General features: G+C 40.0%; 13 protein-coding genes. All 13 read right to left on the bottom strand.

What is annotated here, in order from left to right; translation table 11 throughout:
* Positions 1-20: 20 nt before the first annotated feature.
* Positions 21-1,334: a lipopolysaccharide biosynthesis protein RfbH gene (gene rfbH, locus EAE90_RS06265; RefSeq protein ID WP_214052774.1), complete on the bottom strand. Its 1,314-nt coding sequence runs from the start codon at positions 1,332-1,334 to the stop codon at positions 21-23.
* A 129-nt stretch (positions 1,335-1,463) separates the two neighbouring features.
* The gene (gene rfbG, locus EAE90_RS06260; RefSeq protein WP_214052773.1) at positions 1,464-2,537 is read right to left on the bottom strand and encodes a CDP-glucose 4,6-dehydratase; all 1,074 of its coding nucleotides are present in this window, start codon (positions 2,535-2,537) and stop codon (positions 1,464-1,466) included.
* A 5-nt stretch (positions 2,538-2,542) separates the two neighbouring features.
* The gene (rfbF, locus tag EAE90_RS06255; RefSeq protein WP_214052772.1) at positions 2,543-3,319 is read right to left on the bottom strand and encodes a glucose-1-phosphate cytidylyltransferase; all 777 of its coding nucleotides are present in this window, start codon (positions 3,317-3,319) and stop codon (positions 2,543-2,545) included.
* A gap of 11 nt (positions 3,320-3,330) precedes the next feature.
* Positions 3,331-4,308, bottom strand: coding sequence for an FAD-binding oxidoreductase (locus tag EAE90_RS06250; protein ID WP_214052859.1), 978 nt, complete (start codon positions 4,306-4,308; stop codon positions 3,331-3,333).
* Positions 4,309-4,311: 3 nt separating this feature from the next.
* Positions 4,312-4,860: a dTDP-4-dehydrorhamnose 3,5-epimerase gene (gene rfbC, locus EAE90_RS06245; protein ID WP_214052771.1), complete on the bottom strand. Its 549-nt coding sequence runs from the start codon at positions 4,858-4,860 to the stop codon at positions 4,312-4,314.
* 53 nt (positions 4,861-4,913) lie between these two features.
* Complete coding sequence (gene rfbA, locus EAE90_RS06240; RefSeq protein ID WP_214052770.1) at positions 4,914-5,798, bottom strand: glucose-1-phosphate thymidylyltransferase RfbA; 885 nt, start codon at positions 5,796-5,798, stop codon at positions 4,914-4,916.
* Positions 5,799-5,843: 45 nt separating this feature from the next.
* Positions 5,844-6,734 carry a dTDP-4-dehydrorhamnose reductase gene (gene rfbD, locus EAE90_RS06235; protein WP_246550418.1) on the bottom strand — a complete coding sequence of 297 codons (891 nt, stop codon included), beginning with the start codon at positions 6,732-6,734 and terminating at the stop codon, positions 5,844-5,846.
* Complete coding sequence (gene rfbB / locus EAE90_RS06230; protein WP_214052768.1) at positions 6,734-7,822, bottom strand: dTDP-glucose 4,6-dehydratase; 1,089 nt, start codon at positions 7,820-7,822, stop codon at positions 6,734-6,736. Before rfbB ends, rfbD begins: the two co-directional genes overlap by 1 nt.
* Before the next feature lie 1,331 nt (positions 7,823-9,153).
* Entirely contained in the window at positions 9,154-10,113 is a 960-nt protein-coding gene (locus EAE90_RS06225) for a DMT family transporter (RefSeq protein ID WP_214052767.1), read from the bottom strand.
* A 284-nt stretch (positions 10,114-10,397) separates the two neighbouring features.
* On the bottom strand, positions 10,398-12,272 hold the full coding sequence (locus tag EAE90_RS06220) for a polysaccharide biosynthesis protein (RefSeq protein WP_214052766.1): 1,875 nt from the start codon (positions 12,270-12,272) through the stop codon (positions 10,398-10,400).
* 9 nt (positions 12,273-12,281) lie between these two features.
* Entirely contained in the window at positions 12,282-12,893 is a 612-nt protein-coding gene (locus EAE90_RS06215; RefSeq protein ID WP_214052765.1) for a sugar transferase, read from the bottom strand.
* Positions 12,894-14,051, bottom strand: a complete 1,158-nt coding sequence (locus tag EAE90_RS06210; RefSeq protein ID WP_214052764.1) for a DegT/DnrJ/EryC1/StrS family aminotransferase — start codon at positions 14,049-14,051, stop codon at positions 12,894-12,896.
* Positions 14,052-14,061: 10 nt separating this feature from the next.
* Positions 14,062-15,072 carry a glycosyltransferase family 2 protein gene (locus EAE90_RS06205; protein ID WP_214052763.1) on the bottom strand — a complete coding sequence of 337 codons (1,011 nt, stop codon included), beginning with the start codon at positions 15,070-15,072 and terminating at the stop codon, positions 14,062-14,064.
* Positions 15,073-15,167: the final 95 nt, after the last annotated feature.

Genomic DNA, 15,167 nt, shown 5'->3' with positions numbered 1-15,167 from the left:
TGGCTACCATCTATTTATTGTCAGAAATTCAACCCAAAAAACTCTTCAAACTTAGCAATGACATAATCCAGGTGATCTTTAGTCAAGCCAGGATAAATACCAATCCAGAAAGTTTGATTCATAATGCGGTCGGTATTGGTCAACTCGCCAACCACACGATAATTACGGTTAGCAAAATAGGGTTGGCGGGTCAGGTTGCCGGCAAACAGCAAACGCGTACCAATTTTAGCCTCATCAAGGAATTTGACCAGTTCAACTCGGGTAATACCGGATGTTTCTTTTAAGGTAATAGGAAAACCAAACCAAGAAGGTTCAGAATTTTCAGTTGCTTCTGGTAATTCAAGAAAATCAGAGCAACTAGATAGACCGGCTTTTAAGTAAGAAAAATTCGCCTTACGCTGCTCGACAAACTCTTCAACGCGCTCTAGTTGAGCCAGACCACAAGCTGCCTGCATATCGGTGATTTTCAGGTTATAACCCAGATGAGAATAGATGTACTTGTGATCATAACCTTGAGGTAGAGATCCAAGTTGCTGACCAAAACGCTTGCCACAGGTGTTATCGCAACCCGGTGCACAGTAGCAATCACGGCCCCAATCTCGGAAAGATTCAATAATTGTTTTCAGTTCACTTGACTTGGTAAACACGGCACCGCCTTCACCCATCGTGATATGGTGCGCAGGGTAGAAGCTAACGGTACCGATATCACCGAAAGTGCCGACCATTTTGCCATCATAACGGGTACCCAATGCATCACAGCAGTCTTCGATAAGCCACAAATTGTACTTGTCGGCGATACGGCGCACTTCGGCCAGGTTAAACGGGTTACCCAGAGTATGAGCAATCATGATAGCTTTGGTCTTGTGGGTCACCGCTGCTTCGATCAGTGTCGGATCGATATTGTAGGTGGGAATATCCACATCGACGAAGACGGGGATAAGGCCGTTCTGAATAGACGGGTTAACAGTCGTCGGGAAACCTGCCGCGACAGTAATAACTTCATCACCCGGCTTAAGTGCACGTTCACCCAGTTTATGGGAAGTCAGAGTGGTTAACGCCAACAGGTTGGCAGATGAACCTGAGGAGGTGGTCAGCACATGGGGTACGCCAATGTACTCCCCCAATTTTTTTTCAAAGGCATCATTGAAACGCCCAGTGGTCAGCCAGCCATCCAGAGAAGCTTCAACCATTAGTTGTAGTTCTCGGGCACCAATGACTTTGCCGGAAGGAGGTACTACGCTAGTACCGGCTACAAAAGGTTTAGGAGCCATCGCTTCCTCTGCATACTGGGCAACCAGCGAGGAGATCTGTTCACGTAATGCTTGAGAACTCATTAATTCATTCCTGTCAATGGGTTGTATTACCTGTTTTTGCTGGCCTCAGGGCGGCAGACAAACAAATATAAAGGGGCGATATGTTACGGCTACAAACCTCAAAAGTCATGTGACCGTAGCAGATTCATTTTATTGCGCGGCCATGTAATCACGAATTTCGCGTAGCGAGGTTTCACGCATATCCTCACTTGCCAACCATGCCTTATGCCAGTTGACGATACGTTCCAGTGTGTTGACCAGATCCCAGCGGGGATGCCAGCCCATTCTCATCTTAGCTTTGGAGCAGTCCAGTTTTAGGTAATGAGCTTCATGCGGGTGTTCTGCGCCATCGAGTTGCCAAGTGGCATTCTTCCCCCATAGTTGAGCCATCGTTTCAACAATAAACTGTACCGGTTTGGCATCATTATCATTGGGGCCAAAGTTCCATCCCTCAGCAAAGGCGCATCCGTCCCGGTAAAGGTGCTGAGCTAATAGCAGATAGCCGGAAAGTGGCTCCAATACATGCTGCCACGGACGAATAGAATGCGGATTACGGATCACAGCAGGTTCGCTATTTTGAAAAGAGCGTAAAATATCCGGGATCAGTCGATCCTTGGCCCAATCACCTCCCCCAATCACATTACCGGCACGTACCGATGCCAGCGCGACTCCATGATGCTCATAATCTTTGGGATTAAAGAAAGAGTTACGGTAGGCAGAAGCTACCAGTTCTGCACATCCTTTGCTGTTGGAGTAGGGATCATAGCCGCCCATAGCCTCGTTTTCACGATAGCCCCAAACCCATTCTTTGTTTTCGTAGCATTTGTCACTAGTAATGTTGACAACTGCCTTAATACCGCCAACCTGCTTGATAGCTTCCAGCAAATAGACTGTACCCATCACATTAGTGGAATAGGTCTCAATAGGATTATCGTAGGAAAGTCTTACTAGTGGTTGAGCAGCCATGTGAAAGACTATCTCGGGTTTGAAGTCGGTTATGGCTTCACGCAGATGAAAAAAATCACGGATATCCCCTTCTTCAGAGAGCAGACTTCTATGAACGCTCGCCACTTCAAATAGGCAGGGTTCAGTTGGTGCAGGGAGTGAATAACCGCGAATAATTGCTCCCATCTCTTCAAGCCACAAGGAGAGCCATCCCCCCTTAAAACCGGTATGCCCCGTGAGAAAAACACGTTTTCCACGCCAGAAGTTCGCTTCAATCACAGTGTTTACTCCCAAATCTTCCACGGAGCTTGTCTCTTCTCCCATAATGCTTCGAGATAATGTTTGTCGCGCAGAGTATCCATGGGCTGCCAGAAGCCTGTATGTTCATATGCCATCAATTCGCCCTGTTCTGCCAGGGTCATTAGTGGTTCTTGTTCCCAAGTAGTAGCATCATTATCGATGAGATCAATCACTTTTGGGTTAAGTACAAAGAAACCACCGTTGATCATGGCACCATCACCTTTTGGCTTTTCTTGGAACGAACGGATTTGTTTATTCTTGTTGATATCAAGCGCACCAAAACGTCCCGGTGGGAAGGTAGCAGTAAGGGTAGCCAGTTTTCCATGATTGCGATGGAAATCGATAGTGGCCTGAATATTTACATCGGAAATACCATCACCATAGGTAAATAGAAAAGCTTCATCGTCCTTTATATAATCTGCTACTCTCTTCAGGCGTCCTCCTGTCATAGAGGTATCCCCGGTGTCAACTAAGGTGACATTCCAAGGCTCAGCTCGTTTCTCATGTACTTCCATCCGATTCTCTGCCATATAAAATGTTACGTCAGACATATGCAGGAAATAGTTGGCAAAATACTCTTTGATAACATATCCCTTGTAACCACAACAGATGATAAAGTCATTAATACCGTGAGCAGAGTACATTTTCATGATATGCCATAAGACGGGCTTTCCACCAATCTCCACCATTGGCTTCGGTTTTACCACTGTCTCTTCGCTCAGACGGGTACCCAAGCCCCCGGCCAAAATTACTGCCTTCATGATTTCCTCATTTATTTAGATACGGTGAATGCATCAGAGAAGAAGTGCTTCCCAGGCAATCCATTTTTTACAAAATCAGCTCTTGCTGCTTCTATCATAATTGGAGATCCACAGGCATAAACGGCAAATGCTGAGAGATTATCAAAATCCTCCATTACCGCCTTATGGACGAATCCTCTTCTTCCTGACCATTGAGAATCTTCACCAGATACCACGGGTACATAATGTATATTCTCATGCTTGATAGCCCACTCTATTGGAAGGTCTAAATAGAAATCAGCTCCGTTGTTCATTCCCCAATAGATGTGAATATCACGTTTGGAATTTTGTTCGATAAGTTTTTCCACCATGGCTTTAACTGGAGCAAACCCAGTGCCGCCAGCGAGAAAGATAATTGGTCGAGTATCGTCTCTGACGAAGAATGTTCCCAATGGTCCCTCCAGTCTCATCAGGGTATTCACAGCCAGATCATTGAATAAAAGACCACTCATAACCCCATTAGCGACCTGTCTGATATGTAATTCGATCCCTTCTGAAACCGCAGCATTGGCAATGGAATAGCTTCGTACCACACCTTGATAATGAAGATTAATATATTGGCCGGGTAAGAATGCAAAAGATGCAGTGGGCGGTAGCCTGAATTTAATGACCATATATTCATCTGCCGCTATGCTGGTTGAACTAACTTTGCAGGGCACAATCTTTTTCGTTAGCTCAGCAAGCTCTGGATAGTATTCAGCTTCTATGACAATCTCATCAGAGCTAGGCTTACATTGGCAAGTCAAGAAACATTCGCCAGCCTTGTATACACGCTCTTGTTCATCGGAAACTTCACCAGCAAGTAGAAGTGATTCGCACATGCCACATGAACCATTCCTACAGCTATATTCTAGTACTACGTTAGATTCCAGCGCAGATTCAAGGATTGTTTTATTTTTTACTGCGCTGAATTTAACCTGAGAGGGAGTCAATTTAACTATGGTACCCATCATTTACTCGAAATATTGTGCACTTGTAAATGCTGGAGCGGTTTGGTCTTTCGCGGAAAGTTGAGGTGCTATTTCTAAAGGCCAGTCAATCGCAAGATTCTCATCATTCCACATTATGCTTCTTTCGTACTGAGGTGCATAATAATTGGTTGCTTTATATAAAAATTCTGCTGTTTCAGTCAAAGTGAAGAAGCCATGCGCAAATCCTTCTGGAATCCAAAGATGACGTTTGTTGTCTGCACTCAGATGAACACCTACCCATTGCCCAAAGGTGGGAGAACTCTTACGAATATCAACAGCCACGTCAAAAACTTCACCCGCGATACAACGCACCAATTTACCCTGAGCGTAGGGATGCAATTGATAATGAAGTCCACGTAGCACTCCTTTACTAGATTTAGAGTGGTTATCCTGAACAAACGTTATGGAACGTCCAACTGCCTCTTCAAATACTTTTTGGTTGAAACTTTCGAAGAAAAAACCGCGTTCGTCTCCAAATACCTTGGGTTCGAATATTAATACGTCGGGTATAGCTGTCTTGATTACATTCATCGGATATATCTTTAAGTATGAGTATGGGGGAATATGTTATTTCTCTTGATAATTTATTGTTTATCTCTTTCCACCATTTTTAGTAGATATTGACCATAGGCATTTTTGGCCAATGGAGTGGCTAGATCAATGATTTGATCAGCACTGATAAACTTTTTACGATAGGCAATTTCTTCAGGGCAGGCAACTTTAAGCCCCTGACGGATTTCAATAGTCTGGATAAAGTTGCTCGCCTCGATCAGACTCTGGTGAGTCCCCGTATCAAGCCAGGCATAGCCCCGCCCCATCATGGCTACAGATAGATTGCCTTGCTCAAGATAGAGACGATTAATATCGGTGATTTCAAGTTCACCACGCTTGGAAGGTTTAAGCTCCTTAGCCATCTCCACCACACGATTATCATAGAAATAGAGGCCGGTAACCGCATAGTTACTTTTCGGCTCTAGGGGCTTCTCTTCCAGGGAAATAGCTCTCCCTTCAGAATCAAACTCTACTACACCATAACGCTCTGGATCGAGTACATGATAGGCAAAGACTGTTGCGCCATTTGTTTTTTCAGTTGCCTGTTCCAGTTGCTTTTGTAGGTCATGACCGTAGAAGATATTGTCCCCTAGCACTAGAGCGCAAGCGTCTTCACCAATAAACTCCTCGCCAAGGATAAAGGCTTGTGCCAGACCATCGGGACTTGGCTGTACTTTGTACTGAAGATTGAGCCCCCACTGACTACCATCTCCCAGTAATTGTTCGAATCGAGGTGTATCCTGTGGTGTGCTGATGATAAGAATATCTCTGATCCCTGCCAGCATCAGCGTACTTAACGGATAATAGATCATGGGCTTATCGTAGATAGGCAGCAGCTGCTTACTTACCGCCATAGTAACGGGATAAAGGCGGGTACCCGATCCTCCCGCAAGGATAATACCTTTACGTGTTGTCATACTGTTTAATTGATTATCGTAAATAAAAATATCGTCAGTACTGGCTTACTGCCCCAGAATTTCGGTCAGCATGCGGTCTACTCCTGCCTTCCAGTCAGGAAGTATTAAATCAAAAGTCAGCTGAAACTTGTCGGTATTGAGCCGCGAATTGTATGGGCGTTGTGCAGGAGTAGGGAATGCGGAAGTAGATACTGGCTTAATTTCTCTGATAGCCAATTCAACACTAGCGCATCGAGCCTGTTCAAACACATGCTGAGCATAGTTGAACCAGGTAGTTTCACCCGATGCTACCAAATGATAGAGTCCAGCCACTTCTGGTTTCTGTTGTGCCACGCGGATCGCATGAGCCGTACAATCAGCCAGTAATTCTGCACCAGTCGGTGCACCAAATTGGTCATTGATGATGGAGAGTGTCTCGCGTTCTTTGCCCAGTTTCAGCATAGTCTTGGCAAAGTTGGTTCCACGAGCCGCATAAACCCAACTGGTTCGGAAGATAAGATGCTTCTTACAATGAGCCTGTACCGCAATTTCACCGGCTAGTTTAGTTTCGCCATAGACATTGATAGGAGCTGGTATGTCATTTTCACGCCAAGGCTGCTCGCCACTGCCATCAAACACGTAGTCAGTAGAATAATGAACCAGCCAGGCCCCCAATTTTTGGGCTTCTTTGGCGATAGCCTCCACACTGCGGGTATTAAGTAGTTCGGTGAATTCTCGTTCTGATTCTGCTTTGTCTACCGCCGTATGTGCAGCAGCGTTTACAATCACATCAGGTTTGAGTAACCGAACGGTATCAGTAATCCCAGCCGGATTACTGAAATCACCGCAGTAATCACTGGCAGTAACGTTAAGTGCTGTAATTCTTCCCAAAGGTGCTAACGCACGTTGTAATTCCCAACCCACCTGACCATTTTTACCAAACAGTAGTATATGCATTATTTGTTCTCCCCATAATGCTCGGCAATCCAGGATTGGTAAGCACCACTTTTCACATTGTTGACCCATGCTTGATTGTCCAAATACCATTGAACGGTCTTGCGGATCCCTTTCTCAAAGGTTTCTTGTGGCTGCCAGTCCAACTCATGGCTAATCTTGCTGGTATCGATAGCATAACGGCGATCATGTCCCGGACGATCTGTTACATACGCAATCTGATCGCGGTAGGAGCCTTGAGCTTTTGGTTTGATTTCATCAAGGAGGTTGCAAATGATATGAACTACCTCAATGTTTTTCTTTTCGTTGTGACCACCGATATTATAGGTTTCCCCAACTTTTCCCTCAGTGACAACTTTGTAGAGGGCTCGAGCATGATCTTCGACATAGAGCCAGTCTCGGATTTGGTCGCCCTTACCGTAGATAGGCAGAGGTTTCCCTTCCAACGCATTGAGGATAACCAACGGAATCAATTTCTCTGGAAAATGGTAGGGGCCATAGTTGTTAGAGCAGTTGGTGACTATGGTTGGTAAACCATAGGTACGATGCCAAGCACGAACTAGATGGTCACTGGATGCTTTGGAAGCAGAATAAGGGCTGCTTGGAGTGTAAGGGGTTGTCTCAGTAAATAGTGGTAATTTCTCATCCTGAACGATTTCATCTGGATGTGGAAGATCTCCATATACTTCATCGGTCGAAATGTGGTGGAAACGGAATGTGGCTTTTCGTACCTCATCCAATCCAGACCAGTAGGCGCGAATGGCCTCAAGGAGGATATAAGTTCCTACAATATTGGTTTTGATAAAGTCAGCAGGTCCATTTATTGAACGATCAACGTGGCTTTCAGCGGCCAAGTGCATAACTACATCCGGTTTATGATGAGCAAGTATTCGGTCCATTTCTACTCGATTACAGATGTCGATATGTCCGAATGAGTAACGTTCACTGTTGAGGACCTCGATAAGAGATTCCAGATTGCCGGCATAAGTCAGTTTGTCAATGTTAACCACGCTATCTTGTGTATTATTGATTATATAGCGCACAACTGCGGAACCAATAAATCCTGCACCACCAGTGACGAGTATTTTCACTAAATATATCTCTTTTACTTAAAGTTAATGTGGCATATTCATAATGCCGATAGCCGATAGATAACGTGTTGTTATTCTCATCCTTGACCAAAGCGGCAAAATCTTATGCTAACAACTTTGGCTTTGTTGTTATCTAAGGAAAGGCTACGAAACATTGTGTGTAGCAACAAGAGCATTTGACAGATAGCATGTATTTATATTACGGCTTTCCTTATTGAACCCTGTCTTAAATGTTTTTTCATTATCCAAGTGTGCTCAGGCCATTATATAGAAGAGACTTTTACATCATTTCCTTGGTCATCACGAATTAATGAATGTTTGGGTTGATCCTTCAAATTTGTTCTAAGCCGTGTGACTAATCTTTATTCCTAAGCTACTTCTGTTACCCAAAAGGCATTTGAAGCTTATTTGATCTTCAAGGAATTGTAATATAAGAAAATCTTGTATCCTTGTTAGCATCAATACTGATAATGCATGATTGGTTTGTCATATACAGAGAGAAGCTGTTTAGATATACACATTGTTATAGGGACTGGAACCACCGGCTAAGATGATGCCTTTCAGATTAATTTGATCAAATAATATATTGTTTTGGGTATGGGTTAATTTTACGAAAATCACTAAGTGAAGTTGCTTAATGATTCTTGCTTAACATATAAAAATTTTTGTAATTTGCATATGCAAGAAAAATCTAAATCAACATATTAAGAGTCATTAGATAAAGCTACCGCACTAGGTTTTTGGCTCCCAGAGTGCCTGTAATATTCGGGAATCTTATCTACTCCACTGATTTTACAACACTTTTGTCTGTCTTAACAAAAAGTAATGGGGGATAAGATTTTGTAACTAGTTGCGGGGAGATTAGACTGTAAACTCTTCTGGGTCAAGTTTAACAAACCACTTGTTTAGCTAATTGGTAGAATACAGTTAGCTGAAACCTGTATTACTGTTCATGGAATGGTAGTTAGATCTTACCAACAACGTACTATGATGCCTTATTTTTCAATAGGTTTGCTGCTATTCCATTCGTCTCGGGATGTGGCAATATTTCCGTGATATCCATTCGGTAGTAAAGCTTAATTGTGACATTTACTTGGCATTGTGATCGGTGGGGTAACGATGTTCCTGATTCTGCAATCCGCAATCTTTGAAGGTAAGGTATAGATAAATCCAGTGGTAATTGTTATCTAAAAGGCCAAAGAAGGGGAGGAGTGGTTGGTGTAGATTCAGGAATACTTGGCAATATATGATTGATAGCCAGTAGAGTTTTAGTGGTTTTCTTTAGCTATAGCATTAAAACGAGATTAAACTTGTTGCGAATAGAATCGCACTCATTTCAGTGTCAGAATCAATTTTTTGATGTTAAGTGGATTTACAGCAGTCAGGAATGATCCAGCAGAGACTCCTACACATAGGAGTAATAGCTTCATAGAGATGGGTTCATCTACCAGCAAACAAGCAAAAATCACTGCCCAGATAGCATAGGTGATGTTTAAACTCATAGCACGGATGGGTTGAAGCATGCAGATTGCTTTGTAGTAGAAGAGGTATGATAGCGTGGCTACCAGAGAAGTGAAAAATAATAGGGGGTATAATTCTATATTTGAGAATATGTTTACAATACCAGGAAAAGAGTGAATGAATAATATGATAATAATTAAATAGCCCACTGAGGATGATAATTGCCTGATGAAGTAAGCAATATCAGCAGGTATATCTTTGTTCATGCCATAAGAGCTGATAACAACTTCGGAACTCCAGCCTAGTGCGCATATAAAAGCGAATAGAAAACCTATCCAGCCAGATATTGTCTGAGTTGATGCCGAATAACCGAGTATCATGGTACATATAACAGCTAATATTAATCCCAATATTCCGATAAGGTGAATGCGGTCTTTAAGTAGGAAAAAAGAAATTAGTGCGCCAATAGCAGGGTAAGTTGCCGAAATAGTTGCTGTGTAGCTAATACCAATGTATTGAATAGCTAAAATATAACAAGACATGCCTATTGGGCCGCCAAATATAGCTGCCAGTACAATTATTCCATTTTCCTTGTTTTTTGGGATAAGGCGTATCGCTCGGTATTTTCCTTTAACTACAAGATATATAAGCATATATCCGCATGAAATCGTATCATTTAGGAAAGCGAGTATGATGGGAATGAAGAAACAACAGGAAAGTGCGGTGTTTTTTAGTAATAATGCGAAAAGCACGCCACTTAGTCCCCAGAAGATACCAGAGGAGAGTCCATAGGCATTGGCTGTTATTTTACGGTTGATGAATATAGCCATTTGGGTACTGTTTCATAAGTTTATAGACTCATGCTAAGAAGCTGGTTTTATAATTTCCAGATGTTTAACCATTTTCCTTTGTTGAAGGAAGAAATGAAGGAAGTATAATGCATATGATATATCTAATAATGGGATTTTTGTTGGCTTGCTATTTTAATTTTCGAATTATATGATTCTTAATTGCTCGTGTGTTAAAAATTTCATAGGATTATTGTTTATCCAGAAGGCTAATGTCGGCAATATAATTTTCAGCTATCTTCATGGCATGAATGTATTTATAGATATTATTTTAGAAGATCGTAAATGTAATCTTTAGGGTGAAAATCAATAGGAGCATTGGTAAGGATCTTCCTAATATTTTCAAAATCGTAATTTTCACAAGATGTTTTTAAGTCGTTTAATAATGGGTTTAATTTATCCCAAGTGAGAAAAACTTCATTGGCTGTCATGATTCTTGGGTGATTGGTGCCAGAAACGTTATCACCAATTAAGAGCTCTTCATAAAGTTTTTCACCGGGTCTTAATCCGGTAATTTTGATTTCGATATCGCCATGAGGATTGGTTTCATCTTTTACAGTCAGTCCGGAGAGGTGGATCATTTTCCGGGCGAGATCATAAATTTTTACTGATTCTCCCATATCCAGAACAAAAACATCGCCATTATTGCCCAGAGCCCCTGCCTGGATGACTAATTGGGCGGCTTCTGGAATTGTCATGAAGTAACGGGTAATGTCTTTGTGAGTGAGGGTTATCGGTCCACCACTTTTTATCTGTTTCTCGAACAGGGGGACAACGGAACCGGATGAACCAAGGACGTTGCCAAAGCGAACCATTGAGAATTTGGTATAACTGTGCTCTTTAGCAAAAGCTTGTAGTATCAGTTCGGCAAATCTTTTTGTCGCGCCCATTGTATTCGTTGGGCGGACGGCTTTGTCAGTAGAGATTAATACAAATTTTTCAACTTTTTGGTTAACTGCGGCTTTAGCCAGTGAGAGGGTGCCAAAAATATTGTTATTAATGCCCTCGATGGTATTCATTTCTACCAGTGGAACATGTTTATATGCCGCAGCGTGATATATGGTATTAATGTTAAATTTATCTATTATTCTAGTTATTTTATCTGAATCTTTTATATCACCTAGGATTGCTGTAATCGTTATATTCAAATCTTTATCTGAGTTTATCTTTTGTAACTCTTTTTCTATTGAGTAAAGGCAATATTCGGTTAATTCAAATAAGACCAGTTGAGAGGGAGACTGAGTGATGATTTGCCTGCATAACTCTGAGCCAATTGAACCTCCGGCGCCAGTAATAAGCACATTTTTGTTTTTGATGTTTTTACTGAGTAAACTTTGTAATGGGTTAACGGGTTCTCTTCCTAGTAGATCGTTAATGGAAACACGTTTCAGTGAGTTTATTTGCGCTTTTCCTTCAACCAGATCATTGAAGCTTGGGATGGTGAGGATTTCACAATGCTCTTTTTGGAGTCTTTCAAGTATTTTTTTTCTATTGGATATTGATGCACTGGGTATGGCTAATAATATTTTTTTTATATGATATTTTTCTACTAAGAGCGTTATCTTTTCTGGAGGAAAAACACAAATTCCATGAATGGACAAATTGTGTAATTTAATATTGTCATCAACAAAAGCAATTGGGTTGAATTCTCTATGTTCTCTTAATATGGGTAAGAGTTGTCTGCCAGACTCTCCTGCTCCGTATATGATAACAGGAGCGCCTTTATATTTTATTAAATTACGCAGCGTTCTATAGATAAATCTTGGGCCGCAGAGTGAGATAACCAGAAAAGAAAAATAGATAATCGGTACAGTTCTGGGCAAAAATGCTTGTTGGTATAAAGAAATTGCGGTCAATAGTAGAGTAGATAGAAATGAACCAACAATGGTCCATTTTAATATACTCATGTTGACATATTTTAATATAGATCTGTAAAAGCCAATTCTTAAGAAAATAAATAGCGTGAAAGGTATGGTGAATATAATAGTTAACCAATGTTTTAAGCTGTAGATGGGTACTTCTCTATCGAGGCGTAGCCACATGCTTAGCCAGTATGAAATAATGATAATAAATATATCTACAATCAGAAGAACGATGGTCTTCATTAATCTATCTTGATTGAAAAACATTCTCTTGTTCATAATGGTTAATTACCTAAAAACTACTTTGTAAATTGTTTTAAAAATAATCTTCAGGTCATAGAAAAATGACTTTTTATCAATATATTCTAAGTAATACTTGGCTTTTATCGGCATAATAATATCGATATAAGCTTGATGAGGATCTTTATATTGGCTTAATATCTGATTTTCATCGATCATTTCTATGGAAGCCAAATCGGTTATGCCGGGTTTTACCGACAATATTTTGTTTCTGATATCATCTGGATATTTGTCCATAAATTGTGGTACTTCGGGTCTTGGTCCGACTAAGCTCATTTTTCCTCGAATAACATCAATCAGTTGTGCTAATTCATCAATTTTATATTTGCGGATAAATTTTCCTGAGTTGGTAATACGGAGGTCATTACCAATAGTGAGCTGTCCTTTTTGCTCCGATCCCGTCGTCATGCTCCTAAATTTGTGAATATAAAAGTCTTGATTATATTGGCCCACTCGTTGTTGTCGGAAAAAAATAGGTCCTTTTGAATCTATTTTTATCCAAATAGCAATAGTGATTAAAATAGGGAGTAATAGGATGAGTCCAATGAGGGAAGAAATAAAATCAAAAAGCCTTTTTATAGCTAAATAATATGTCATCATTTATGCCAAGATCTCTTTAATTGTTTTGATAACGTAGATTTGGTCTTCTTTTGTCATTTTTGTATATAAAGGGATCGATACAATTCTTTTAAAATTTTCTTCTGCGACAGGGAAGTTGTTTTCATTAAGAGAATAGGTATTTTTCCAGATGGGTTGTTTATGCAGTGGAATAAAATGGACAGAACAGCCGATATTTTTTTCTGCCATTTTTATAATAAAGTCATCTCTGGATATTTTGGCTTTGTCATTTAATCGAATGGTATATAGATGCCAGGCGTGTTGGCTATTAGGTTCTTTAGGTTTAGTCGGTAAGATAATAGGCAGATCTTTTAATTCATCATCATAGAGTTTAGCCATCTCCTCTCTTTTCTTGTGGAAAGTGTCTATTTTCTGCAATTGATGGATGCCGATGGATGCACAAATATCTGGCATGTTATATTTATAGCCTGGCTCAATCACTTCATAATACCAGGCAGGTATTTTAGATTGATATCGATCAAAGGCGTCTTTGCTAATGCCGTGGAGACGCATTATTTTTGCTCTTTTTATGATATCTGGATGTCTGGAGACGAGCATGCCACCTTCTGCTGTCGTCATGGTTTTATTCGCGTAGAAGCTGAATACGGTGACATCGGTGTCTAGCGTGCCAATTTTCTTTCCTTTGTATAAAGTCGGAAATGAATGGGCGGCATCTTCAACGACTCGCAGATTAAATTTTTTAGCTATCGCAATGATGGCATCCATATCACAAGATAAGCCTGCAAAGTGTACCGGCATAATCGCTTTAGTTTTAGCAGTTATGGCCTTTTCTATTGCTATTGGATTAATATTCAGGCTGTCAGGTAAAGAATCAACAAAAATAGGGTGAGCTCCCAAATAACGGACAACTTCTGCGGTTGCCGTAAAGGTATAGGTTGGAACGATAACTTCATCACCCGGCTGAATACCAATGGCTTCCAACGCTAAATGCAATCCCGCTGTTGCTGAATTTACCGCAATGGCTTCAACATCAGAATCTAAATATTGCGCAAAATCTTGTTCAAATTTTCTGGTTTTAGGTCCGGTAGTTATCCAGCCTGTTTTAAGTGAGTCAATGACTTCATCAATTTCTTCTTGGCTGATTTCAGGGAGTGCAAAAGGGAGAAAAGAAGTGTTCATGATATAATCCTTATCTTTTGTTTTTTACGTGGAATTTCTTATTGAATATAATTTTCATTATTCCAATGAGATACCCTGATCCATAAGATAAATGTATGCACAGAAATATTAATGGTAAGAAAATATAGTTTTTTTTATTTTTAAAATAGGCTCTTATTGATACCAGTAAAGTTAAGAAGAAATAGATGAAAATACAACCTATATATAGATATAAAAATATTGAGTTAGTGAATGAGAGGATTAACCCTAGGATTAACCCTAAGACAAAAATAGGTGGTGTTAATTGCCGGTATGATGTTATTTTTTTTAATTTGACATTGACTAGTGGTTTAAATAATCCGTATTGGTAGAACATAGAACAGATTTTTTTAATTGAATCTCTGGGATAATAATCAATAATAATATCTGGGGAAAGATATATATTACCTCCATGCTTTATAATTCTGTTGTTAAATTCATCATCTTGGTTTCTAATTAAATCTTCATCAAATAGCCCTATTTTATCGAATATTGTTCTTTTGAAAAAGCCGAAAGGTACTGTATCAACTTTCTTTATATCATTAATGCCAATTCGAAAATAGGAATTACCCATTCCAAAGCGACTACTTAAGGAATATGCAATATTATGGGCGATGGTTGTAGAACTACATGGTTTTGTATTAACAATTCCACCTATATTATCGGCATCAAGTTTTTTTGATAAATTATATAGTTTGGATAAATAGTTGCTGGGATAGCTAGAGTGAGCATCGATTCTGGCTATATATTCCCCTGATGAGTTTTTTATACCAATATTTAGGGCAGCAGGAACATGTTTCTTTGGGTTATACAGTAATTTTATGAAATCATATTTTTCAGTATAACTCTGAATTACCTTTAAAGTACCATCTGAGCTACAACCATCTATAAATATAATCTCTAATTGCCCGGTAGGATAATCTTGTTTTAGCAGTGATTCAATACATAATTCTATATATTTTTCTTCATTTAATATAGGGCAAATAACTGATATGTTTATCATGGTTTAATAATCACTCTATTTGGATAGTAATGATAGCTATTTAAATATAATCCCTATATTTTATTAAAAATATTTCTGTTTTAAGTAGGATAGTT

The organism is Photorhabdus caribbeanensis (assembly GCF_018448885.1).
In the GTDB taxonomy this organism is placed as follows: domain Bacteria; phylum Pseudomonadota; class Gammaproteobacteria; order Enterobacterales; family Enterobacteriaceae; genus Photorhabdus; species Photorhabdus caribbeanensis.
Note: the sequence above shows the minus strand (reverse complement) of the source record. Positions and strands in the feature narration are given on the sequence as shown.